Source organism: Ruegeria sp. CL3, assembly GCF_056536505.1.
The window spans coordinates 94,133-117,245 of sequence record NZ_JBQFPT010000008.1 but is presented as its reverse complement, the minus strand read 5'-3'; the positions used below and the strand labels follow the sequence as shown (position 1 = coordinate 117,245).

The 23,113-nt window shown below is 59.4% G+C and carries 23 protein-coding genes; 7 read left to right on the top strand and 16 right to left on the bottom strand.

What is annotated here, in order from left to right:
• Window positions 1–2: 2 nt before the first annotated feature.
• From ACR0NO_RS13575 to ACR0NO_RS13545, 7 genes are all read right to left on the bottom strand, one after another.
• Window positions 3–1,358, bottom strand: coding sequence for an MmgE/PrpD family protein (locus ACR0NO_RS13575; protein WP_480724317.1), 1,356 nt, complete (start codon window positions 1,356–1,358; stop codon window positions 3–5).
• A gap of 127 nt (window positions 1,359–1,485) precedes the next feature.
• The gene (gene choV, locus ACR0NO_RS13570; protein WP_170549346.1) at window positions 1,486–2,511 is read right to left on the bottom strand and encodes a choline ABC transporter ATP-binding protein; all 1,026 of its coding nucleotides are present in this window, start codon (window positions 2,509–2,511) and stop codon (window positions 1,486–1,488) included.
• A 3-nt stretch (window positions 2,512–2,514) separates the two neighbouring features.
• Entirely contained in the window at window positions 2,515–3,345 is an 831-nt protein-coding gene (choW, locus tag ACR0NO_RS13565; protein WP_170378502.1) for a choline ABC transporter permease subunit, read from the bottom strand.
• A gap of 86 nt (window positions 3,346–3,431) precedes the next feature.
• Window positions 3,432–4,358, bottom strand: coding sequence for a choline ABC transporter substrate-binding protein (gene choX, locus ACR0NO_RS13560; RefSeq protein WP_170467374.1), 927 nt, complete (start codon window positions 4,356–4,358; stop codon window positions 3,432–3,434).
• Between the two features lie 339 nt (window positions 4,359–4,697).
• Window positions 4,698–5,477 carry a carnitinyl-CoA dehydratase gene (locus ACR0NO_RS13555; protein WP_480724316.1) on the bottom strand — a complete coding sequence of 260 codons (780 nt, stop codon included), beginning with the start codon at window positions 5,475–5,477 and terminating at the stop codon, window positions 4,698–4,700.
• 3 nt (window positions 5,478–5,480) lie between these two features.
• Entirely contained in the window at window positions 5,481–7,496 is a 2,016-nt protein-coding gene (locus ACR0NO_RS13550) for an acetate--CoA ligase family protein (protein WP_480724315.1), read from the bottom strand.
• Window positions 7,497–7,498: 2 nt separating this feature from the next.
• On the bottom strand, window positions 7,499–8,659 hold the full coding sequence (locus ACR0NO_RS13545) for an acyl-CoA dehydrogenase family protein (RefSeq protein WP_480724314.1): 1,161 nt from the start codon (window positions 8,657–8,659) through the stop codon (window positions 7,499–7,501).
• Between the two features lie 99 nt (window positions 8,660–8,758).
• Between ACR0NO_RS13545 and ACR0NO_RS13540 the strand changes: the two genes are divergently transcribed.
• A complete protein-coding gene (locus ACR0NO_RS13540) occupies window positions 8,759–9,676 on the top strand; it encodes a GlxA family transcriptional regulator (RefSeq protein WP_480724313.1) in 918 nt (305 codons plus the stop codon).
• 45 nt (window positions 9,677–9,721) lie between these two features.
• Here the strand turns inward: ACR0NO_RS13540 and ACR0NO_RS13535 are convergent, their stop codons facing one another.
• A complete protein-coding gene (locus ACR0NO_RS13535) occupies window positions 9,722–10,771 on the bottom strand; it encodes a TauD/TfdA family dioxygenase (RefSeq protein ID WP_480724397.1) in 1,050 nt (349 codons plus the stop codon).
• 472 nt (window positions 10,772–11,243) lie between these two features.
• On the opposite strand from ACR0NO_RS13535, the gene ACR0NO_RS13530 reads away from it, so the two are divergent.
• Entirely contained in the window at window positions 11,244–12,278 is a 1,035-nt protein-coding gene (locus ACR0NO_RS13530; RefSeq protein WP_480724312.1) for an NADP-dependent oxidoreductase, read from the top strand.
• An 83-nt stretch (window positions 12,279–12,361) separates the two neighbouring features.
• Here the strand turns inward: ACR0NO_RS13530 and ureG are convergent, their stop codons facing one another.
• Genes ureG through ACR0NO_RS13490 form a run of 8 tightly spaced genes read right to left on the bottom strand, consistent with a single transcriptional unit; the run spans window position 12,362 to window position 17,328 of the window.
• The gene (gene ureG, locus ACR0NO_RS13525; RefSeq protein WP_170461571.1) at window positions 12,362–12,982 is read right to left on the bottom strand and encodes an urease accessory protein UreG; all 621 of its coding nucleotides are present in this window, start codon (window positions 12,980–12,982) and stop codon (window positions 12,362–12,364) included.
• Window positions 12,979–13,644: an urease accessory protein UreF gene (locus ACR0NO_RS13520; protein WP_480724311.1), complete on the bottom strand. Its 666-nt coding sequence runs from the start codon at window positions 13,642–13,644 to the stop codon at window positions 12,979–12,981. The genes ureG and ACR0NO_RS13520 overlap by 4 nt, the downstream gene beginning before the upstream one ends.
• Window positions 13,616–14,068, bottom strand: coding sequence for an urease accessory protein UreE (gene ureE, locus ACR0NO_RS13515; protein ID WP_170666679.1), 453 nt, complete (start codon window positions 14,066–14,068; stop codon window positions 13,616–13,618). The genes ACR0NO_RS13520 and ureE overlap by 29 nt, the downstream gene beginning before the upstream one ends.
• Before the next feature lie 18 nt (window positions 14,069–14,086).
• Window positions 14,087–15,847: an urease subunit alpha gene (gene ureC / locus ACR0NO_RS13510; protein WP_480724310.1), complete on the bottom strand. Its 1,761-nt coding sequence runs from the start codon at window positions 15,845–15,847 to the stop codon at window positions 14,087–14,089.
• A complete protein-coding gene (locus ACR0NO_RS13505) occupies window positions 15,847–16,152 on the bottom strand; it encodes an urease subunit beta (RefSeq protein ID WP_170643278.1) in 306 nt (101 codons plus the stop codon). Before ACR0NO_RS13505 ends, ureC begins: the two co-directional genes overlap by 1 nt.
• A complete protein-coding gene (locus tag ACR0NO_RS13500) occupies window positions 16,149–16,310 on the bottom strand; it encodes a hypothetical protein (protein WP_480724309.1) in 162 nt (53 codons plus the stop codon). The genes ACR0NO_RS13505 and ACR0NO_RS13500 overlap by 4 nt, the downstream gene beginning before the upstream one ends.
• Window positions 16,311–16,325: 15 nt before the next feature.
• Complete coding sequence (locus ACR0NO_RS13495) at window positions 16,326–16,628, bottom strand: urease subunit gamma (RefSeq protein ID WP_170378531.1); 303 nt, start codon at window positions 16,626–16,628, stop codon at window positions 16,326–16,328.
• 1 nt (window position 16,629) lies between these two features.
• Window positions 16,630–17,328 carry an urease accessory protein UreD gene (locus tag ACR0NO_RS13490; protein ID WP_480724308.1) on the bottom strand — a complete coding sequence of 233 codons (699 nt, stop codon included), beginning with the start codon at window positions 17,326–17,328 and terminating at the stop codon, window positions 16,630–16,632.
• A gap of 169 nt (window positions 17,329–17,497) precedes the next feature.
• On the opposite strand from ACR0NO_RS13490, the gene ACR0NO_RS13485 reads away from it, so the two are divergent.
• From ACR0NO_RS13485 to urtD, 5 genes are all read left to right on the top strand, one after another.
• Window positions 17,498–17,641, top strand: a complete 144-nt coding sequence (locus ACR0NO_RS13485; protein ID WP_480724307.1) for a hypothetical protein — start codon at window positions 17,498–17,500, stop codon at window positions 17,639–17,641.
• Window positions 17,642–17,846: 205 nt separating this feature from the next.
• On the top strand, window positions 17,847–19,127 hold the full coding sequence (urtA, locus tag ACR0NO_RS13480; protein WP_480724306.1) for an urea ABC transporter substrate-binding protein: 1,281 nt from the start codon (window positions 17,847–17,849) through the stop codon (window positions 19,125–19,127).
• 61 nt (window positions 19,128–19,188) lie between these two features.
• Complete coding sequence (gene urtB, locus ACR0NO_RS13475; RefSeq protein ID WP_480724305.1) at window positions 19,189–21,141, top strand: urea ABC transporter permease subunit UrtB; 1,953 nt, start codon at window positions 19,189–19,191, stop codon at window positions 21,139–21,141.
• A gap of 3 nt (window positions 21,142–21,144) precedes the next feature.
• Entirely contained in the window at window positions 21,145–22,374 is a 1,230-nt protein-coding gene (gene urtC, locus ACR0NO_RS13470) for an urea ABC transporter permease subunit UrtC (RefSeq protein ID WP_480724304.1), read from the top strand.
• Window positions 22,371–23,111, top strand: coding sequence for an urea ABC transporter ATP-binding protein UrtD (urtD, locus tag ACR0NO_RS13465; protein ID WP_170549284.1), 741 nt, complete (start codon window positions 22,371–22,373; stop codon window positions 23,109–23,111). Before urtC ends, urtD begins: the two co-directional genes overlap by 4 nt.
• Window positions 23,112–23,113 lie beyond the last annotated feature (2 nt).

The following is a 23,113-nucleotide window of genomic DNA, read 5'->3' as shown; positions in this document are numbered from 1 at the left end:
GGCTAGGACCCGGACGGAGCGTCATAGATCAACGCGCCAAGATCCGAGAAAGCCGATGCCGGATCTCTCAGCCCCAGAACGGCGTCGCGTATGGCGGAGGCCCTTGTTTCGCCGAACGACGGCACCGCGAACTCCATGAATTTTGCGACCACTTCGGCTTGATCCATCGGGGCCTCGGGGCCGCCGCGCGCATGGACGTCGCCAGTTTCCAGCACCCGCCCGTCGTGCAAGCGGATCGTAACATCGGCGATGCGACACTCGGGGAACCGAGCCGAATGGCGCACGTCTTCATCAACGGAAATACGTTCCAACAAAGACGCCACCAAAGGATCAGACAGACCCGCACCCGAGATATGCTCGACCCCGATCCGCCCATAGGCCATCATCACTGCCACCGCGAATGGCAGCGAATACTGCGCTTTTGAGGTGTCGTCGGGCATGCCCTGAAACAGACAAGCGCTCTCGCGGAACGTATTGACCTGCACCGAGGCGATATCTTCATGGCTCAGGTCATGGTCGTGCATTAGCTGCCGGACAGCGTCGATCGCGGCGTGCGCCCAACGGCAGATTGGGTAGGGTTTCACATATTGATACTGCATCTGCCAGAACTGGCCAAGGTCCTGCCAGTGGCTCGTGACCTCTTCAGCCTCAATGGTGATCGCGGGCGCGCCGGTAAAGCCTTTCTCGGCCAAAACGGCCGAAGACACACCAACCAAAGCCCCCCAGCCCGATCCATCATGCAGCATGGTGGGGTTGGCGATCTCGCGCATCATCTGGCTGCGGGGGCCGTGATATTCAGCGATGCCCATGGCCTGCCGCAATTGGTCCACGCCCAACCCACGCAACCGAGCCGCGACGGCCACAACGCCCAAGGCGTTCCATGCCCCTGACGTGTGATAGTCGCTGACTGTATCATGCAGAGAAATCCCGGCGCGCCCAGCGACCTCATACCCGATGGTGACAGCGGTCAGAGCTTCGGGACCCGAGAAGTCCGGCAACGTTTCCGCCAGCGCACAAAGCGCCGGGACAACAGCGACACCGATATGCCCTTTGGTCGGGTTATACCCGTCATGCCCATCCAGATTGTCAGTCTGCGTCGCAGCAGCATAAGCAGACCCGGCGGCGCTGACCCGGCGGCCATCAAACAACATCCGCGAGCTGAGCGCTGGATCACCTGCCCCGTAGAGCGCAAACGCGGTTTCTCGGGCGATTGACCCCGCCGCCATAGGACCCGAAGCAATCGTAATGCCCAGCGTGTCGAGCAGCATCAATGCTGCGGCGTTCAGTGTTGCATCGGGGATATCCTCGGGTGTTATACCAAGGGTGAAATCAGCAACTCTCTGGAAGGTATCTGTCACGGCCTGCTCCTAGCTCAACACCTCTCAAGGCAGGTTAGGAGGTTTCGAAGGGGATGGCACGAAAACAATTGAGAACGAACGGTCCGGCGTTCTAGTGCCGGACCGCCCCATGTTTAAGGTCCGAGGGTTACTGCCCCATCGGATCAACCAGCTTGTTCAACACGCGGTCTTTTGTGACCTGACCGATGATCGCCCCATTCTCGATCACTCCAACCGGTGCATTGTTCTGGTCGAAGCCCTGGATAACGTCGCGAATATCAGTGTCCGCATCGATAGAGCGATCCGGCGTACCGGTTGCAGGCTCCATCACGTCCCGCGCGCGCAAAACGCCCAGAGGGTTCATATGCGCGACAAAGTCGGCAACGTATTCGTCCTCGGGCTTCGAGTAGATCTCGGACGGGGTGCCGCATTGTACGATGCGACCGCCCTCCATGATGGCGATACGGTTGCCGATCTTGAAGGCCTCATCAAGGTCATGGGACACGAAGATGATCGTGCGTTTGAGCTTTTCCTGCAGGCGGAGCAGCTCATCCTGCAGCTTGGTCCGGATCAGCGGATCGAGGGCCGAGAACGGCTCGTCCATCAGCAAGATCGGTGCCTGAGTGGAAAAGGCGCGGGCCAGACCGACGCGTTGTTGCATACCGCCCGAAAGCTCTCCGACCTTACGGTCGGCCCAGTCAGACAGACCGACCAGAGCGAGCTGTTCATCGGTGCGCTGCAACCTCTCAGTGCGGGACATGCCCGACAGCTCCAGCCCCAGCCAGACGTTTTCGCGCACTGTGCGCCACGGCAGCAGGCCGAATTGCTGGAACACCATCGCAATATGGTTCTGCCGCATCCGGCGCAGGGTACGGGCGTCGGCGTTGGTGACATCCACCATCTCCGATCCGTCCGAGACCCGAACCGCGCCGCGGATCACCGGGTTCAACCCGTTCACCGCCCGCAGCAACGTGGATTTGCCCGAACCAGACAGCCCCATCAGCACCAGCGTTTCGCCCTCATGCACAGTCAGCGAGCAATTGTGGACGCCCAGCACCTGCCCACAGGCTTCTTTCACCGTTGCGCGGTCTTTGCCTTCGTCCATGAAAGGCAACGCGCTTTTGGGGTCGTTGCCGAACGCGATTGAAACATTGTCAAATTCAACTGCGGTCATGGATCAATGCTCCACTCTGAGGACGCGATCAAGGATGATCGCCACAACAACGATGACAAAGCCGGATTCGAAACCAAGGGCCGTGTTCACCTGATTGAGCGCCCGCACGACCGGCACACCCAAGCCGTCAGCGCCAACCAGAGCGGCGATCACAACCATCGACAGCGACAGCATGATGGTCTGGTTCAGCCCTGTCATTATCTGCGGCAGCGCGTAAGGCAGTTCGACCTTCCACAGGGTCTGGGATTTGGTCGCGCCAAAGGCCTCGGCCGCTTCAAGTAGCGGGGTCGGAGTCGAGGACACACCCAGATGGGTCAGGCGGATCGGAGCGGGCAACACGAAGATCACGGTTGCGATCAGGCCCGGCACCATGCCGATACCAAAGAATACGATCGCGGGGATCAGATAGACGAAGGTCGGCAGGGTTTGCATCAGGTCCAGCACCGGCCGCATTGCCACGTAAAGCTTGGGCCTGTGCGCCGCTGCGATGCCAATAGGCACGCCAATCGCCATACAGACCAGACAGGAGGATAGAACCAGAGTCAGGCTTTCCGTCGTTTCTTCCCAATATCCCTGATTGAGAATGAACAGGAACCCCAGCGCCACAAACAGGCAAACTTTCCAATTCCGCTGCAACAGCCACGTGATGCCTACGAAGACGCCCACAACGATCAAAGGATGCGGGGTTTGCAGCACCCACAATATGCCATCAATCAGCGCCTCAAGAACCCAGGACAACCAATCGAAAAATGGCTCCCCTATTTCTTGGAGCCATTCAAAAACCGCTCGGGCCGTCTTGCCGACGGGTATCTTGTTGTCGGTCAGCCAATCCATCTGTCTGCCTTTCAGAGTATTCCGGGCCTGAAATCAGGCCACAAAAAAGCCCTCCGCCACAGACACGCGGCGAAGGGCGTTTAAGGTTATTGACCCAGTGCTGCGCTTACTGCGGCGACTGCGTCACCACCGTCACGGGTCGTGACACCGTCCAGCCATGGGGTATAGGCATCCGGGTTGGCTTTCAGCCATGCGCTGGCTGCGTCCGCCGGATCTTCGCCACCATCCAGAATCGCGGCCATGATCTCGTTTTCCATTGCCAGCGAGAATTCAAGGTTGTTCAGCAGCGCGCCGATATTCGGGCACTCTTCTGCATAGCCTTTGCGGGTGTTGGTGAACACGGTCGCACCACCGAAGTTGGGGCCAAAGAACTCATCGCCACCGGTTAGGTAGGACATCTCAAAATTGGCGTTCATCGGGTGCGGTTCCCAGCCCAGAAACACGATCGGATCGCCTTTGCGCGAGGCGCGATCGACCTGCGCCAGCATGCCTTGCTCGGAGCTTTCTGCGACCTCAAAACCGGAGAGACCAAACGAATCGCCATCGATCATGGATTGAATCAGACGGTTGCCGTCATTGCCCGGCTCGATTCCGAAGATTTTGCCGTCCAGAGCATCGGAGTGTGTTGAAATATCAGCGAAATCCTTGATGCCCAGCTCGGCGGCTGCAGCGTTGACGGCCAGCGTGTACTTTGCGCCCTCAAGGTTCGCGCGCACGGTTTCAACCGTTCCTGCCTCGCGATAGGGTGCGATATCGCCTTCCATGGTCGGCATCCAGTTACCCAGGAACACGTCGATATCGCCTTCGGCCATCGAGGTGTAAGTCACTGGAACGGAAAGGATCTTGATCTCGGTATCGTAGCCCAGAGCGTCAAGAATCGTTGTCGTTGCGGCAGTGGTCGCAGTGATATCGGTCCAGCCGACATCCGAGAATACGACCTCGTCGCAATTGGCCAATGCCGCCCCGGCAGATGCCAGAATGGCAAGGGTTGAAATGGTTGTTAGGGCTTTCACTGGAGCCTCCCTGTTTTTTTGATTGACTGGTTAGTTAGGAAAAATAAATGACACATAGTCAAGTCTAATTGTTCACATGCAGCCGGATTCAGGCAACAGTTTCTGTCGCGCGCAGAACAATTCACGGTTTGCGTGGCATGGATTTCGGTTTGTCTGCGAGCAGTTTGTGGCGCAGGCCCGAGTTGCTGGTGCCCCGGGGATAGGCATGTCCAATTTCAATATGACACGCGAATGCAATCCGTTAGCAGGCCTACCAAGGAACCCTTAAGCGCAGCTACTTAGATGTCGCAGCCCCATCAAAGACGGAGCCGCCTAGAGGGGTCAGACCCCCAGTTTTGCTTACTTGCCCTTCCAGACAGGATCACGCTTTTCCGCGAACGCGCGCGCGCCTTCCAACTGGTCTTCACTGGCATAGAGGGTATCGACGGTGAGCAGCTGCCGTTTGGTAATACGGTTCATGGCGTCCTGAAACTTGCTGTCTTCGGCATCGCGCACGACCTCTTTGATCGCGGCATAGACCAGCGGAGGACCCGAGGCCAACAGGCGGGCGAGTTCCCACGCGCGATCTATCAACTGATCCGCGGCCACGATCTCATTCACCAAGCCCCAACGGTTGGCCTCTTCCGCGTCGAACCAGCGGCCCGTGAGCAGCAACTCCATCGCGATGTGATACGGGATGCGCTTGGGCAGTTTGACGCTGGCCGCATCCGCGACAGTGCCCGAGCGGATTTCCGGAAGCGCAAAACTCGCATGATCTACGGCGAGGATCATGTCGGCGGACAGCGCAAGCTCCAACCCTCCGCCACAGGCAATGCCATTCACTGCTGCAATGACGGGCTTGTTCATGTCGCGCAATTCCTGCAGACCGCCAAAACCGCCAACGCCATAGTCCCCATCGACCGCGTCTCCGTCGGCTGCGGCTTTCAGGTCCCAGCCGGGACAAAAGAACTTTTCTCCCGCACCCGTCAGGATCGCGACGCGCAGGTCCGGGTCGTCTCGGAACTCAGCAAAGACGTCGCCCATGATGCGGCTGGTGGCCAGATCAATGGCATTGGCCTTGGGTCGGTCCAATGTGACCTCAAGGATCGCGCCGTCGCGGCGGGTTTTGATCGGGTCCATATCTCAGGCCTTTCTGATGAGGGCATCCACGGCGACCGCCTTGTCGGGCGTGCAGAGGAGCGGGTTAATTTCGACCTCGCCAAGCGTGTCGGCGTTTTGCATGACATAGGCCTGAACGGCCTCAACAGCGGCCACGATGGCATCCATATCAGCCGCCGGTTGACCACGATAGCCTGCCAGAAGCGGTGCAATCTTCAATTTACCCAAGGCGTTGCGGATGTCATCAGCAGAACTGGGTGCCAGCAAGGAGGCGGTATCGCACAGCACTTCGGTCAGAACACCGCCTGCACCCAGGGTCAGGACAAACCCGTGTGCTGGATCGCGCACCACGCCTACAAGAAGCTCGGCCACTGTTCCGGTGATCATCTCTTCGATCAGAATTTCAAGGGTGCCGATATCTGCGGCGACGTCGGCCACGTCTTCGGCAAGAACACCCAATCGCACAGCCGCGTGTTCTGACTTATGAGCCAGCCCCACGCCCTTGACCGCAAATGGCGCGTCCATGTCCTGAGCGGCAGCGCGCGCCTGGTCGGCACCTGCGACTGTGCGGTTCTGCGGGATGCGCAGTCCACACTCGGCCAGAACGCGTTTGGACTCGCCTTCGGTGAGTGTCCTTTTGGCCTCAGCCGTTCCGGGCAATGTGACCGGTTTGTCCGAAGGGTCTGTGATCTGGCCTGCCGCTTCGGTTGCGGCAAGAGCTTCGCGCAGCCCCATGAAGGGCACCACGCCGCCGTCCATAAGCTCTTGCGCTACATCTTCGGGCATCAACTCGGGCAAAGTCGCGGCAACAGCAAATCGCGCGCCGGTCTCCGCACGCACTTTCATCGCAGCACGAGAGGCGTAGGCCCAGTCGCTCGCATCCGTGGTCGGATAGTCGAGGATCGAGAACGTCAGATCGATGTCGTCGCCCGTCATCCCAGCCCAGGCTTTCGCCATCGCCGCTTCATCGCGCCAGATATAAGTGTGGTAGTCCAGCGGATTATTCAGCGCCACCATCGGTCCGAGTGCTTCGCGCAGGCGGGCTTTCTGACCGTCGCTCAGGCGGGGGAAGGACAACCCAGTTCCAACGGCCATGTCCGCGATCAGGCTGGCCTCACCCCCGGAACAGCTTATCGAGGCGATGTTGCTGCCTGAAAACGGGCCATAGCAATGCAGCAGTTTCAGCGTCTCCAGAAAATCAGGCAACGCCGATAGGCGTGGGATGCCGAGACGCTCCAAAAGGGCCTGCGCACCCGCGTCGCTTCCGGCCAAGGAGGCGGTGTGCGACACGGTTGCGGCCTGAGCCTGCTCGGACGCGCCGACCTTAAGCGCCACAAGAGGGATACCTTTGGAGTGGGCCTTCTGGGCCAGAGCCTCCCATTCGCGGATGTCCTTGAAGCCTTCGATATGCAGGCCAACGGTAGTCACACGCGGATCGTCCAGTAAGGCCGAGGCAATCTGCGCCTGACTGGTCTGCGCCATGTTCCCACAGGTCACCATATAGGCGATGGGCAGCGCGCGTTTTTGCATGGTCAGGTTGATCGAGATATTCGAACTTTGCGTCAGGATCGCAACGCCCGACTCGACCGGCTTGGCCCCGTGTTGGTCGGGCCACAACAAAGCCCCGTCCAACGCGTTGATGAAACCATAGCAATTGGGGCCCAGAATGGGCATGTCGCCCGCAGCTGAGACCAGTTGTGCCTGCAGATCGCCCCCTGTGTCATCCTCGGCCGCGGCCTCGGAAAAACCTGACGCAAAACAAACTGCACCGCCTGCGCCAGCGGCGGAAAGGGTGCGCACCGCGTCAATCGTGGCGTGGCGGTTGATGCCGATGAAAACGGCATCTGGCGGTGCAGGCAGGTCTTCGAGACTGGCATAGGCCCGATGGCCAGCGATCTCGGTCGCTTTGGGGTGAACAGGCCAGATCTGACCCGCATAGCCCATGCGTTCAGATTGAAGAATGACCTGCTGACACCAAGCACCACCGCCAATCACGGCGATGGAGTTCGGGCGCAAAAGCCGGGTGAGGTCTTTCGTCATCTTCAGGCGCCCAACGGACGCAGAAGATCACGGCTGATGATGTGGCGCTGGATTTCGCTGGTGCCATCCCATATCCGCTCAACCCGCGCGTCACGCCAAAAGCGTTCGATCGGGAAGTCGTCCATCAGACCCATGCCACCATAGATTTGCAGCGTCGCGTCGGTGACCCGCGCCAGCATTTCCGAGGCATAAAGCTTAGCCGAGGCGATTTCGCGGTTCGAGGGCAGGTTTTCGTCCAGGCGCCAGGCAGCAGACAGAGTCAGCCAATCCGCGGCATCAATCTCGGTGATCATATCGGCGATCTGGAAACCAATGCCCTGGAATTTACCGATGGGCTGGCCAAACTGTTTGCGCTCGGCAGCATAGTTCAGCGCATAGTCGAAACAGCGCCGCGCCCGACCGACCGAGAAGGCCGCAACCGTCAGGCGAGTCGCATAGAGCCACTCGTTCATGACAGCGAAACCGCCATCGACCTCGCCTAGAACCTGCGCGTCAGGCAGCCGGCAATTGTCGAAGTAGAGGATGTAGTTCTTGTAGCCCTTGTGGCTGACCGAGTTATACCCCTCGCGCACCTCAAACCCGGGCGTGCCGCGATCCACCAGGAAGGTTGTGATCCGCTTTTTGGGCCCTTTTGGTGTCTCATCCACACCGGTCGCAATGAAGACGATGAAGAAATCCGCGTGTTCCGCGCCCGAAATGAAGTGTTTGGAGCCGTTGATGACCCAATCGCCACCATCCTTCACAGCCTGACACTTCATCCCCCGCACATCCGAGCCCGCATCCGGTTCGGTCATCGCCAGCGCATCCATCCTTTCGCCGCGCACAGCAGGCAGCAGATAGCGTTCGCGCTGTTCATCGTTGCAGGCCATCAGAATGTTCTGCGGTCGACCGAAGAAATGGGTCAGAGCCATCGATCCACGACCCAGCTCACGTTCGACCAGCGTAAAGTCGAGATGCGAAAGGCCTGCGCCGCCAACCTCTTCGGGGAAGTTGCAGGCATAAAAGCCCAGGTCGATGCATTTCTGTTTGATCTCTTGGCCCAGCTCATGGGGCACCTGACCGGTGCGTTCGACCTCGGCTTCATGCGGGTAGATTTCGTTTTCGACAAAGCTGCGGACTGTCGAGACGATCATGTCCTGTTCTTCGGTGAGACCAAACTGCATGGCGCGATATCCTTGGATAGGTGATTGACGCAGGAAACGAGATTCCTCATGGTCACGGCATGCAGTTTTCGCCATCTATCATGCAAAGTTGGTAAAATTTTGAGTCACAGATTTAACATTCTGCTGTTCGATGGATTCTCGAACCACTGCCTCGCCAACATGGTCGAGCCTCTGCGGGCGGCCAACACTCTGTCCCGGCAGTCTTTGTATGAGTGGCGGTTCTGTTCCGTTGACGGAGAACCCGTCCACAGCTCCAGCGGGCTTGCGGTGACGCCGGATGTCGCCTTGACCGACCACAAAGGGGATGTTCTGGTCGTGATGCCCTCCTACGGGTTCTTGCAATTGGGCAAGCCCAAAACCCTGCGCGCCTTGTTGGCTGCTGCAAAAAGGCACGCACAGGTGGCGGGGCTTGACACAGGTAGCTGGTTGATGGCGCAGGCCGGGTTGTTGGATGGGCAGCGCGCGACCATTCACTGGGATGAGCTTTCCCGATTTGAAGAAGCCTTTCCAGCCGTGGACGTCGTACAAGAGCGTTATGTCATTGATGGCGCCCGTCTGACCTGTTCCGGGGCGATGGCGGCGTTTGATCTAGCGCTTGCGCTTGTCCGCAAGGATCACGGCCCGCTGTTGTCGATGGAGGTCGCCCATCTGTTTATGAGCCGTGGCCGGAGCGACCACTATGCCTTACCGATGCAAACCGAAGACACTCTGGTGAATCGCGCCCTGGCCATCATGCAAGCAAACCTTGAAACACCGCTGTCGATCACGCAGGTCGCGCGCAAAGCGGGCTGCACTCAGAAACGGCTGGAAATGCGCGTTCAGGCGGACCTGAAAACTACACCGCAATCGCTCTATCGTCGGTTGCGTCTGAACCTTGCGCGCAGGCTGACTGAAGAGACCGAGCAATCCATCGCCGAGATCGCCAGCCGGTCGGGCTACGAGAACGCCAGCGCGATGACCCGTGCTTTCAAGGCCGAGTTCGGGCAGACCCCCTCGGCCTTCCGCAACAGGGTGTAGAGGGACAGCGCCGCCCCAAGACGGCGCTGCTCTTTTGTCAGGCACTTAACGCGACAGAACACGCAGGCGGCTTTCGAATTCACCACGGTCCACGTAGCACCCATGCAGGTGACGGTGGCCTGTGTTGGGATCGAACGCCGACCGCCCATGCAGCACGCGGCGGTTATCAAAGACCACCATTTCGCCCCCTTTCAGCTTGAGCTGAAGCAGGTATTTGGGATCGCGCGTCATCGCCATGAACTTCTGATACGCGCGGTAATAACGCGGCATCAGAGCGGGCTCGATATCAAGAAAATCAGCCAGATGCGCGTTGAAGCAGATCTCGATCACGTCGCCGTTTTCATCGCAGGTGATGACACGTTTACGCGAGCGGATGTCCGTTTCTCCATCATGGAACCGGAACGGGATCGAGATTTCGCACAGGGCGTCAAAGGCATCGGGGTCTTCCAATTTCAGATCCTCTGCCACCGCATAGCCATCGCAGAACAGCGACTCACCGCCCTCAGCCTCGTTTGCGAGACAGTGCAGAAACTGGAACCCCGGAGGCAGTTCCTGATTGGTCAGGTCGGTGTGCAGGGGCAACGCAACCGGCGTATAGGCAAGATTGTTCGGGTTGGGCTTGGATTTGACCTCGAAGGTCAGTCCAAAATTGGTCTCGCGCAGAAAGCCGATCCGGCGCGCGACATCCATGCCAGCGTCGGTTGTATCGGCCAGATGGTCCACGATGCTCAGCCCGTATTGACGCGCGGCGATCAGCCAGTCCTTCAAAGCACTGTCCTGTGTCAGCACCGCGTCGGCATTCGCGCGTGGGATACCGGCGAGCGAAAGTTCGGCCCGCCATGTGACAAAACCGGTGTCGGCGGGATCGAAAGCAGGTTGTCCAGGGCGGCGATCGCGCAGCCAGTCCAGATCAAAAACGGTGGGCGCCTGATCTTTGGCCCAGATAACATGCAGATTGTTGTCGGACTGGAAGGCCTGCACGGGTTTGATATCCAGCGCAATGGCGGTGAGGTCTGTCAGGCGCTCCTGCGTCTGCGGATGGAACCCTGCAGGGTCGTTTTCGCGCAGCCAGATGAACGGGAAATCCCCGGTCATATGGTCGGGCCAGGTGATGCGCACATGTGTTTCGACCAGTTCAACCTGAACCGGTTTCGAGAGAGTTTGAGTTGTCATGTCAGTCTTTCGCGTTGAGTTGAAATTCGGGTTCAATCTCAGCGCGGGGATGGGGGCGGCCACCAATCATAGGCCTTCCTGTAAGGATGCCCGGGTCGGCGGCCCAACGTCGCTGGTTTTTCTAAGCTAGATGGCATGCGAAGGTCTGGTTTGGGGGCTATCTCTTTGCGAAGGCTTAAATTGTTTTGCGGTGCAGTCAAACGGAAAACGCGCCGGAAGACATAGAACCTACGGCAATCTTCGACCCTGCTGTTTTGCTGAGCAAACCCTGCGGCAGAACGTTGTGAAAAGATTGACGCGCCGCCCGAAATACAGAACGGTGTGACAAAATTCGACGCCTCGACGCTTGTGACGTGCCGGCGCGACAAACCAGACTCAGCAGAGAGACAAGACCATGCCCCAGACCGCAGACACAAACCGCCGCATCGTTCTGAACGAACGCCCCAAGGGGGAACCCGATGACAATACGCTGCGGCTGGAGACTACAGATATTCCCACTCCTGGCGCGGGCGAGATGCTGGTCCGCACCCGCTACCTGTCGCTGGACCCGTATATGCGCGGACGGATGAATGACGCAAAATCCTATGCCGAGCCTGTGGCGATTGGCGGGGTCATGACCGGACAGGTTGTTGGACAGGTTGTGACCTCGAACCTAGACGGGTTCGAGTCGGGTGACTACGTGCTGTCGGGCAGTGGCTGGCAGGACTATGCGATCTCGGACGGGACCGAGGTCATAAACATGGGCAAAGCGCCCCAAAACCCGTCTTGGGCGTTGGGTATTTTGGGTATGCCCGGCTACACCGCCTATGCCGGGCTGCTGCAGATCGGCGAGCCCAAGCCCGGAGAAACGGTGGTCGTTGCCGCCGCATCTGGCCCGGTCGGAGCAACCGTGGGGCAGATCGCCAAGATCAAAGGGTGCCGGGTCATTGGCGTTGCGGGCGGGGCCGAGAAATGTGCGCATGTCGTCGAAAATCTGGGGTTCGACGCCTGTATCGACCACAAGGCCGCCGACTTCGCTGATCAGTTACGGGCCGCCTGCCCGGATGGGATTGATGTCTACTTCGAAAATGTCGGCGGCAAGGTGCTTTATGGTGTGCTGCCCCTGCTGAACGCTTTTGCGCGCATCCCGATCTGCGGCGTCGTCTCGTGGTACAACCTGCCTGGCTTGCCGGATGGCCCGGATATGGGGCCTGCGATTATGGGAACGCTGCTGCGGATGAAGGTTAAGGCGCAGGGCTTCATCATCTTCGACAGCTTCCCGGCCTCGCTCTACAAGGATTTCGTCAGGGATATGACCAGCTGGATTCAGGACGGATCGGTCAAATATCGCGAGCACGTGGTCGAGGGGCTAGAGGCCGCGCCCGAGGCACTGAACCAGCTGCTGCGCGGTGAGAATTTCGGCAAGATGGTGGTGAATGTCGGGGCGTGATGGCCCTGGTCAACCTCTAGTTGGCACCCCACTCCTAATTAGAAACGACAGTCGCCGCACCGAGCAGCGGCGACTGTTCTCCTTCAAGCCGTTTCAAGCCCACCAATCGCAGCCAGTGCGCTGACGATTTCGGGCACGCCCTGCCGTTGACGCAGTGAGGCGAACAAGAACGGCCGACCCTTGCGCATGCGCGTGGCGTCTTCCTGCATCACCTCAAGCGACGCGCCCACATGCGGGGCGAGATCGGTTTTGTTGATGATCAACAGATCCGATTTCGTGATCGCAGGCCCACCCTTGCGCGGGATTTCTTCGCCCGCAGCCACATCAATCACGTAGAGCGTTACATCCGCCAATTCCGGGCTGAACGTAGCCGACAGGTTGTCGCCGCCGCTTTCGATCAGCACGACCTCAATCTCCGGATGGCGCGACTGCATTTCGGCCACAGCCGCAAGGTTGATCGAGGCGTCCTCACGGATCGCGGTATGCGGGCAACCGCCGGTTTCCACGCCGATGATCCGGTCCTGAGGCAGGATCTGCATCCGCATCAGCGCCTCGGCGTCCTCCTGCGTGTAGATGTCGTTGGTGATCACGCCCACCGAACAGACATCTCGTAGCGCCTCAGACAGCGCGGCGGTCAGGGTGGTTTTGCCCGCGCCGACGGGGCCACCGATGCCGACGCGAAGGGGGCCGTTCGTACTGCTCATGTTCGGAAAATCCTTGAATACTGTGTTTCATGCTTCATTGCCGCGATATCCGAGAGGAATGCCGTTGAACTAAGATCCTCCAGACCCGCGTCCTGTGCCTTGGCGGCAATCGTTGTGCAGAGGGGTATCAGGTCCCGTATCAGCCGCTGCGCGTCCGTTTGACCTAAGGGCACAAGGCGCGTTGCGCAGGTGACCAGATTGCTCAGGAACGCCTGCAGGAACATCTCAGTAACCAATGGCAACGGCAAATTCTGCAATCGTGCTGCACGCCCTACAGCCACCGGATAGGTCAGGTGCTGCAAGTCCAAGCCCCAGACATCCCCGGTCACGGCTCCAAACGCCTGCCCGAGCAAACTGGTTTCCATCAACCGCTCGGATGAGGCGCTGAACGCGCGGGCTGTGGCGTCGATGTCGGTCAAGTCGACCGGGGTTTCGGCGGCGTAAGCCACCCCCAGAAAAAGCGCGTCGTTCCAGCCAGAGCCATGCTCCAGCACGTCCGACACCCAGGCGCCCGTGTCCTGAGGGCTGGCAACCGAACCAAGTTCAATCGCGGCCTCCAGCCCATGAGAGTAGGCAAAGCCGCCGACCGGATAAGCCGGAGACAACCACTGCACCAGGGTCAGGATATCGGAATTAGTGGGCGTGGCCATGTGTCCTGCCATGACCATAAGCGCCGCCTTCGGGGGTGAAGGGCTCAACGACCTCTTGGATTTCGGCCCCCAGTTTCAGCAGCATATCGCGAATGACATGATCGCGTTGGATCAGGAGCCGGTCGGCTTCGATCTGACAGGGCGTGTGGCGATTGCCGATGTGCCAGGCGAGGTGCAGCAGGTTGGCCCCGCTGATTTCCAGCAACTCTTCCGGTGCGGCGATGATTTCAATCTCGCGCCCGTCCTCCAGCACCAGAACCCCGCCATGGTCGAGGGATTTCGTGTGCGCCAGATCGACCAAAAAGGACTCACCATCATCTGTGGCCAGCATTTTACGGCGCAGGAAACGCCCGTCATAGTCCAGCGAGACCTGAGCATGCGCCGGATCGTGGTGGTGATCGTGATAGATTCTGGCGGTTTTGATCGCAGTGGTCATCGTGGCCTCCTTTTCAAATCAGAACATGAAATAGCGCTGCGCCATCGGCAGCACTTCGGCAGGTTGACAGGTGAGCAGCTCCCCATCGGCTCGGACCTCATAGGTTTCCGGATCAACCTCGATCTGGGGCGTTGCATCATTCAGCAGCAAATCCTGCTTGCCGATATCGCGCGTGTTGCGCACGGCGACGGTTTGTTTCGCCAGTCCCAGTGTATCACCGATCCCGCCCGCTTGCGCGGCCTCCGAGACAAATGTAATCGCTGAGTTTTCAACCGACCGGCCGTAAGCTCCGAACATGGGGCGGCTATAGACCGGCTGCGGCGTTGGGATTGAGGCATTCGGGTCGCCCATCTGCGCGCAGGCGATGGTGCCACCCAACAAGACCATCTCGGGCTTCACCCCGAAAAAGGCCGGGTTCCACAGGACCAGATCGGCGCGTTTGCCTTCCTCGATACTGCCGATCTGATGGCTCAGGCCATGCGCAATCGCCGGGTTGATGGTGTATTTCGCGATGTAACGACGGACCCGCAGGTTGTCGTTTTCACCTGTCTCGTCGGGTAGGCGGCCGCGTTGTTTCTTCATCTTGTCGGCGGTTTGCCACGTACGGATCAGCACCTCCCCCACCCGGCCCATGGCTTGACTGTCGGAGGCGATGATCGAGAACGCGCCCATGTCGTGCAGGATATCCTCGGCCGCGATCGTCTCGCGCCGGATGCGGCTTTCAGCAAAGGCCACATCCTCGGGGATGGATTTGTCGAGGTGGTGGCACACCATCAACATATCCAGATGCTCTTCGACCGTGTTCACGGTGAAGGGGCGCGTGGGGTTGGTAGACGAGGGCAGAACGTGGTTCTCGCCACAGATCTTGATGATGTCCGGTGCATGGCCGCCGCCTGCGCCCTCAGTGTGGAAGGCGTGGATCGTGCGGCCTTTCATGGCGCCCACGGTGTTCTCGACAAAGCCGGATTCGTTCAGCGTGTCGGTGTGGATCATGACCTGCACGTCCATCGCGTCGGCCACTGAAAGGCAGCAATCGATGGCGGCAGGGGTCGTGCCCCAATCCTCATGTAGTTTCAGAGCGCAGGCCCCTGCGTTGACCTGCTCCTCCAGCGCGGCAGGCAGTGAGGCATTTCCCTTGCCAGCAAAAGCCAGGTTCATTGGAAACGCGTCGGCGGCCTGCAACATCCGTCCAATATGCCAAGGACCCGGTGTGCAGGTGGTGGCCAGAGTGCCATGAGCCGGTCCTGTCCCGCCGCCCAGCATGGTGGTCAGGCCGGAATGCAGCGCATCTTCGATCTGCTGAGGGCAGATAAAGTGGATATGGCTGTCGAAGCCCCCTGCAGTCAGGATGCGCCCCTCGCCCGCGATGGCCTCGGTGCCGGGACCGATGATGATATCGACGCCGGGCTGCGTGTCGGGATTCCCGGCCTTGCCGATTTTGGCGATGCGTCCGTCCTTCAGGCCCACATCCGCCTTGTAGATACCCGAGTGATCCACGATCAGCGCATTGGTGATAACCGTATCCACGGCCCCCTCGGCCCGCGTGGCCTGAGACTGCCCCATCCCATCGCGGATCACCTTGCCGCCGCCGAACTTGACCTCTTCGCCGTAGAGCAGCGCATTATCGCCCGTCCCACCGGTAGCGGCAGCGCCCGCACGTTCAGCGGTCAGGTCGCGTTCGACCTCGATCACCAGATCGGTATCGGCCAGCCGCAGCTTGTCGCCGGTGGTCGGGCCGAACATGGCGGCATAGTCAAAACGTTTGATTGTTGCCGGCATCAGAGCGACCCCATGACCTTTTGATTGAACCCATAGACTTTGCGCGCGCCGCCGATTGGGATCAGCGAGACCTCGCGCGCCTGACCGGGCTCAAACCGAACGGCGGTGCCCGGCGCGATGTCCAGGCGCAGCCCGTGTGCCGCTGCACGGTCAAAGTCGAGCGCCGGGTTGGTTTCGGCGAAATGATAGTGCGAGCCGACCTGAACCGGGCGGTCGCCGGTATTGGCGACCATCAGGGTGATTGCCTTTGCACTTGCATTCAGGGTGATCTCACCCTCGGCCGGGAACAGCTCTCCGGGTATCATTTGTTCAACTTTATCATCAGCGCGATTGCGGCCAGTGCGACAACCGCCAGGCCAACGCCAAGGGTCGCGTAGTCCATGCCGTGCGCATGGATATGCGTATTGGTGTGGGCGGCGGCAGGGCCTGCAACGATCAGGGCGGGGAAAAGCATACGGGTCATATCTTGGTTCCTTTGTTAGCGAATGGGGTTGTGGACGGTCACAAGCTTGGTGCCGTCGGGAAAGGTGGCTTCGACTTGAACCTCGTGGATCATCTCGGGCACGCCCTCCATGCATTGATCCCGGGTGATCACTTCGGCTCCGGCCTGCATCATGTCAGCCACCGAGCGACCGTCGCGCGCACCTTCGACAACAGCGTCGGTGATCAGGGCGATGGCCTCGGGGTGGTTCAGCCTGACGCCTCGGGCAAGGCGCTTGCGGGCAACTTCGGCGGCCATGGCGACCATCAGTTTGTCTTTTTCACGAGGGGTCAGGTTCATCTCAGATCATCCAGCATCGGGGAAGAGTGTTGTTGTTGAGCTGCCGCAGAACCGGCATCAGCGCACGGCGCAGGGCAAAGCTGTTTTCGGCCAGCATCCGGATCACCAGCAGATCGCTATGGATCAGCGTTGCACCTGCCGTTTCGGGCAACATCTGGCGCACCGTGTCCAACTGCCCTTCGGCCGAACTGCAGGCAAAGACGACCAGCGACATTGCACCCGCCCCGTCTGCAATATGGGGCTTCGCGAGATGGGCGTGCAGGTCGCCGGAAAATCGCATTGTATCCAAAAACAGAGGAGCTCCACCGCGCCGAATTTCGATCCGGTCCCGCAAACGGATATCCGTCAGGGTTTCGCCCATCGCCGCGCGCCCAAAGACTAAAGGCTCGACCATCAGCAAAGTCGCGTCCGGCTCCATTTCGACCAATAGTCGACGATCCAGAGCACTGCCGTTGAACAGGATTGTCTCTTGCGGCAGCCAGTTCATGCGAGCGCCGGACGCGACGGTCAGATGATTAACGACCTGACCATAGGGGCCGGGCTGAGCCTTGTAGGCGCGCTCACACGCCTGAGTCGTCATCGTCAGCGTGGTGCCTTCATCCGCTGTTCCGGAAAACCGAAACGCATCCCCACCGGTGACGCCACCCGCTGTATTCAGCAGAACCGCGTCCAACGCGTGCGATTCTGCGCGCGGGAACAAGCACTTAAAAGAACCAGATTGGCGGAATACGTCCAGAACCGACCGCCTGCCCAACGGTTTGGTGCGGATCGACACGGCCCCCTTGGCACGGGGCGGGGTTTTGTCCGCTGTGGGTGTTATTTGGGCAAGACTAGTAATTGGGCACCCCCGAGGCGTTAGTTCATGCCATGTGTTTCAGGTCTGGGATGGCGGAAAACCATTCTTCGGTGTCGCAATCGAACACAAAACCGATGCAGGTGACCAAATTTTTGGCACGCACTCCGGCAATGGATTAAAAATTAATCAGATGCGGCTGATTTTTGCATTTACCTGACCGACAGGTTGCCAAGATTGCCGCGATGCAGAAACCGTATGGGTGCTCGTCGGGGGAAACATCTCGAAGGGTGTGTGACGGCTGCGCGAATTGGACCTCGGACACAACCGCCACACGATAACGCAACAACAGTTGCGGGGATCAGGTAGAAGAAGAGTGCGCCTTTGTGCAAGCCCTCTCTCCCGGCCCCGCCCAGGAGGATTACATGAAATCGCTCAAATCCACGCTCGCCGGATCACTGGTATTTGCTGCCATGGCCACCGCCGCACTGTCGGCTGAAGACACAATCAAGGTTGGCGTGCTGCATTCGCTGTCCGGCACGATGGCAATCTCGGAAACCACGCTGAAAGACACGATGCTGATGCTGATCGACCAGCAAAACGCCAAGGGCGGCCTGCTGGGCAAGCAGCTTGAGGCGGTTGTGGTCGACCCGGCCTCTGACTGGCCGCTTTTTGCTGAAAAAGCGCGCGAGCTTCTGACCGTACATGAGGTGGATGTGATCTTTGGCAACTGGACCTCGGTCAGCCGAAAATCGGTTCTGCCCGTGATCGAAGAACTGAACGGCATACTGTTCTATCCGGTTCAGTATGAGGGCGAGGAATCCTCGAAAAACGTATTCTACACCGGTGCCGCACCAAACCAGCAGGCAATCCCTGCGACCGACTATTTTCTGGAGGAACTGGGGGTCGAGAAATTCGCTCTGCTCGGCACAGACTATGTCTACCCCAGGACCACCAACAATATTCTGGAAAGCTATCTGAAGGGTAAAGGCATCGCGGACGAGGATATCTTCGTAAACTACACCCCCTTTGGTCATTCTGATTGGTCCAAGATCGTGGCGGACGTGGTCGCGCTGGGTGCAGATGGTAAGAAGGTCGGCGTGATCTCAACTATCAATGGCGACGCAAATATTGGCTTCTACAAAGAGCTGGCGGCTGCGGGCGTTTCGGCGGATGACATCCCGGTCGTAGCCTTCTCGGTCGGTGAGGAAGAACTCTCGGGTCTGGATACCACCAACCTGGTCGGTCACCTGGCCGCGTGGAACTACTTCCAGTCGGCAGATACCGATGTGAACGCCGAATTCGTTGAGACGTGGAAAGCCACCATGGGTGAAGACCGCGTGACCAACGACCCGATGGAGGCGCACTACATCGGCTTCAACATGTGGGTAAACGCCGCGACCGAAGCCGGATCGACCGAGGTCGACGATGTACGCTCGGCCATGTACGGGCAGGAATTCCCGAACCTGACCGGTGGCACTGCCGTGATGCTGCCGAACCACCACCTGGCCAAGCCGGTTCTGATCGGTGAGATTCAGGAAGATGGACAGTTCGATATCATCAGCGAAACTGACGTCGTTCCAGGTGATGCATGGACCGACTTCCTGCCAGAATCGGCGGTTCTGATCTCGGATTGGAAAGAGCTGGGTTGCGGTATGTACAACACCGAGACCAAGACCTGCGTTCAGACCCTGTCGAACTACTAAAATTCTCGCAAGGCGGGTGTCATCGCCCGCCTTGCTCTAAAGACACCTCGGGTTTCACCACATGTTACGACTATTCCTTGCGGGTCTCGCAATCCTGTGCGCCTGCCTATCGGCCAATGCGCAAGAGAGCGGTTTGCAACCGATCCTGCAAGAGCATCAGGAAATCATCGCCAAAAGCTCGCGCAAGACGATCAAACCGGCGATTGATGCGATTGCCAGCAGCGGTCTACCGCAAGCGCAGGTGATGCTTGAGACATGGGCCGCCAAAGACGTGTGGATGCGCAAGTCGGACGGCCTGTTCTTTTCGGGTAAAAAGGCCGAGGGCCGCTCGTATGAGCTGACCGATTTCGACACCGGAGAGGTCGTTGGAACGTATCAAAAATCCGACCTGAAGCAGTTGAAGCCCAATAGCGGCATCCGCGCGATGATTGGAACAGCTTTGGTCCAGTTCCAACTGACCGACCCGGACCGGGCAAAACGTCTGGCAGCTTTGACTTCTATTCAACGCGATCCCGAAGGCGCTCTGCTGGAGCCGCTGCGCGCCTCAATTGAGGACGAGCCCGATGCCGATCTGAAAGCGCAGAAGCAACGTCTCGAGCGGTTGCTGACCATCGGCTACGACGAAGATACCGCAGCACGTGTGGCTGCGATTGAAGACATGTCCGACGATCTGGGCGTGGACGTCCGCGCGGCTCTGAACCCTTTGGTCGTGACGAAACGACAGGCGGGCACTGATCTGCCTGCTGACGCGAATATCGCCACAATTCTGGACCCCGGATCAGAAGCCCTGTCGCGGGATGAGGCATATGACCTGTTGGTCGCCAATGACCTCGCCGCACCGCGCACGTCGCCCGATGACATACGCGCCGCACTGGCCGCCAATATCGACGGCGGCCGCGTGGGGGGCATTCCTGTCGCGCAACTGAACTCTGACGCCACGCGTGTTCAGGCCTACGCTGCGCTCGCCGAAACCGGCCTCGTCCCCGCTTTGATCAACGAGGCCGATATCGATACCGCGTTGGAAACGCACGTCTTTTTTGAGACCTATGCCGAACCTTCACCCGAAGTCACAGCCGCCGCCGAAAAGGCGCTGGAACAGATCGAGCTGAAGGTCGGCCTGAACCAGACCCTCGATCTGACGTTGGACGCGATCTCATTGGCGTCAATCTATTTCCTGGCCGCCATCGGTCTGGCGATCACCTTCGGCGTAATGGGCGTGATCAACATGGCCCACGGTGAGTTCATCATGATGGGCGCATACACCGGCTACGTGGTGCAGCAGTTCATCCCCGACCATACGCTCTCGATCATCGTCGCCATCCCGATGGCTTTTGCGGTCACCTTCGCCATGGGCGTCGCGATGGAGCGGTTGGTGATCCGCTGGCTCTATTCGCGCCCGCTTGAGACCCTGCTGGCAACCTTCGGCATCTCAATAGCATTGCAACAGCTGGCCAAGAACATCTTCGGCACGCAGGCCCGACCGCTAACTGCGCCCGGCTGGCTGGACGGGGCGTGGGTGCTGAACGATGTGGTCTCGATCAGCTACATCCGCATCGCGATCTTCGTGCTGGCGATGATCTTTCTTGGACTGTTCCTCTACATCATGAAACGCACCCGGTTGGGGCTTGAGATGCGCGCGGTGACGCAGAACCCACGCATGGCGGGGTCGATGGGCATCAATCCGGGGCGGGTGAACATGCTGACCTTTGGGCTTGGCTCCGGCATCGCCGGGATCGCCGGGGTTGCGATTGGGCTGTTCGCCAAGGTCACGTCCGATCTGGGCAGCGACTATATCGTTCAAAGCTTCATGACCGTGGTTGTTGGCGGGGTCGGCAATATCTGGGGTGCGTTGGCGGGCGCGGGCATGATTGGCTTCCTGCAAAAGGGGATCGAGTGGATGAACCCCTCGAACACCCTCGCGGCCCAAACTTACATGATCATCTTCATCATCATTTTCATCCAGTTCCGGCCAAGGGGCATCATCGCCCTCAAAGGCCGCGCGGCGGGGGATTGAGCCATGGAACGTAGTTTTGTCGCCAAGAACCCATCGGTGCTGGTCTTTCTGGCCATCCTTTCCCTGTTCACATTGGGCGTGACCGTCCTGTCCGAAGGGTTCGGGATCGGCGTTATCTCGACCAGTTTCGTCAAGACGCTGGGCAAGACTCTGTGCCTGTGCCTGATCGCCGTGGCGATGGATTTGGTCTGGGGCTTCACCGGCATCCTTTCACTGGGGCATTTCGCCTTCTTCGGGCTAGGAGGCTATATGATCGGCATGTGGTTGATGTACGAACGCACCCGCCTGATCGTGGTCGAGTCTCTGTCACAAGCCGAAATCCCCCCTACCCCGTCCGAGGTTGTGGACGCCATCGGAACGCAGATTTTTGGAGTGGTCGGATCATCGGACTTTCCGCTGATCTGGGCCTTTTCCCATAGTCTGACCCTGCAACTGATACTGGTCGTTTTGGTGCCCGGACTTCTGGCGCTGATCTTCGGCTGGCTGGCCTTCCGCAGCCGGGTGACGGGCGTGTACCTGTCGATCCTGACCCAAGCCATGACGCTGGCGTTGGCCCTCTACCTGTTCCAGAACGACAGCGGATTGCGCGGCAACAATGGCCTGTCGGGCTTGCAGAACCTGCCGGGTGTGACCGCCTCGCAGGACGTGGTGTCGATCTGGTTTCTTTGGGCCTCTGCGCTTGCGCTTGGCTTGGGCTACATGCTGGCGGCGTGGGGCGTATCGGGCAAGTTCGGCTCGGTCATCCGTGGCATCCGCGACAACGAGGCACGTGTGCGGTTCCTTGGCTATTCTGTCGAGGTTTACAAACTGGCTGTCTTCACCCTGACTGCCTGTATCGCAGCCATCGCGGGGGCGCTCTACTACCCGCAGGCCGGGATCATCAACCCCGAGGAAATGGCCCCCATTGCTTCGATCTATCTGGCCGTCTGGGTTGCCATCGGTGGGCGGGGCCGCCTGTACGGCGCAGTCATCGGGGCGGCTTTCGTCAGCCTGCTCAGCACATGGTTCACCGGCGGACAGGCCCCGGATATCCCGCTGGGGTTCTACACGATCAAATGGGTTGACTGGTGGCAGGTACTGCTGGGCGTCTCCTTCGTACTGGTAACTCTGTTCGCACCAAAGGGTATCGGTGGCCTGTTCGACCTCTGGACCAACCGCCGTGCGCCGCAGCGCCATGGCGCGCCGCTTGGGCCCGACGACGGCGCCCTACGCGAAAAGGAGGCAACTGAATGAGCACTCTGCTAGAGGTTAGCGGCGTTTCGGTCACCTTCGACGGGTTCCGCGCCATCAACAATCTGTCCTTCCAGATCGGCGAGGCCGAACTGCGCGCAGTGATTGGCCCGAACGGGGCCGGAAAAACGACCTTCATGGATATCGTCACAGGCAAGACGCGGCCAGACGAAGGCCGTGTAATCTGGGGCGAGAAATCCGTCTCTCTGCTGCGGATGAGCGAGGCGAAAATCGCGCAGGCCGGGGTTGGCCGGAAATTCCAGAAACCCACCGTGTTCGAGGATCAAAGCGTCAGAGAAAACCTGCTGATGGCCCTCAAGAACAAACGCGGGTGGCTGGGTGTCCTATTTTATCGGCCCTCACCAGACGATCTGGAGAAGGTCGAGGAACTGGCCGATGAGATCGGCCTGAAGGACGAACTTGACCGCAAGTCGGGCGAGCTGAGCCACGGGCAGAAACAATGGCTTGAGATCGGGATGTTGCTGGCGCAGGAACCGCGTCTGTTGCTGGTTGATGAGCCTGCCGCCGGGATGACCCCGCAGGAGCGTGAACATACGACCGATCTGCTGGTACAGGCCGCTAAGACCCGCGCCGTTGTGGTCGTCGAACATGATATGGAGTTCGTCCGCCGCCTGAACTGCAAGGTCACCGTCCTGCATGAAGGATCGGTTCTTGCCGAAGGGTCCCTGGACCACGTGACATCAAATCAGGACGTCATCGACGTCTATCTGGGGCGCTGAGC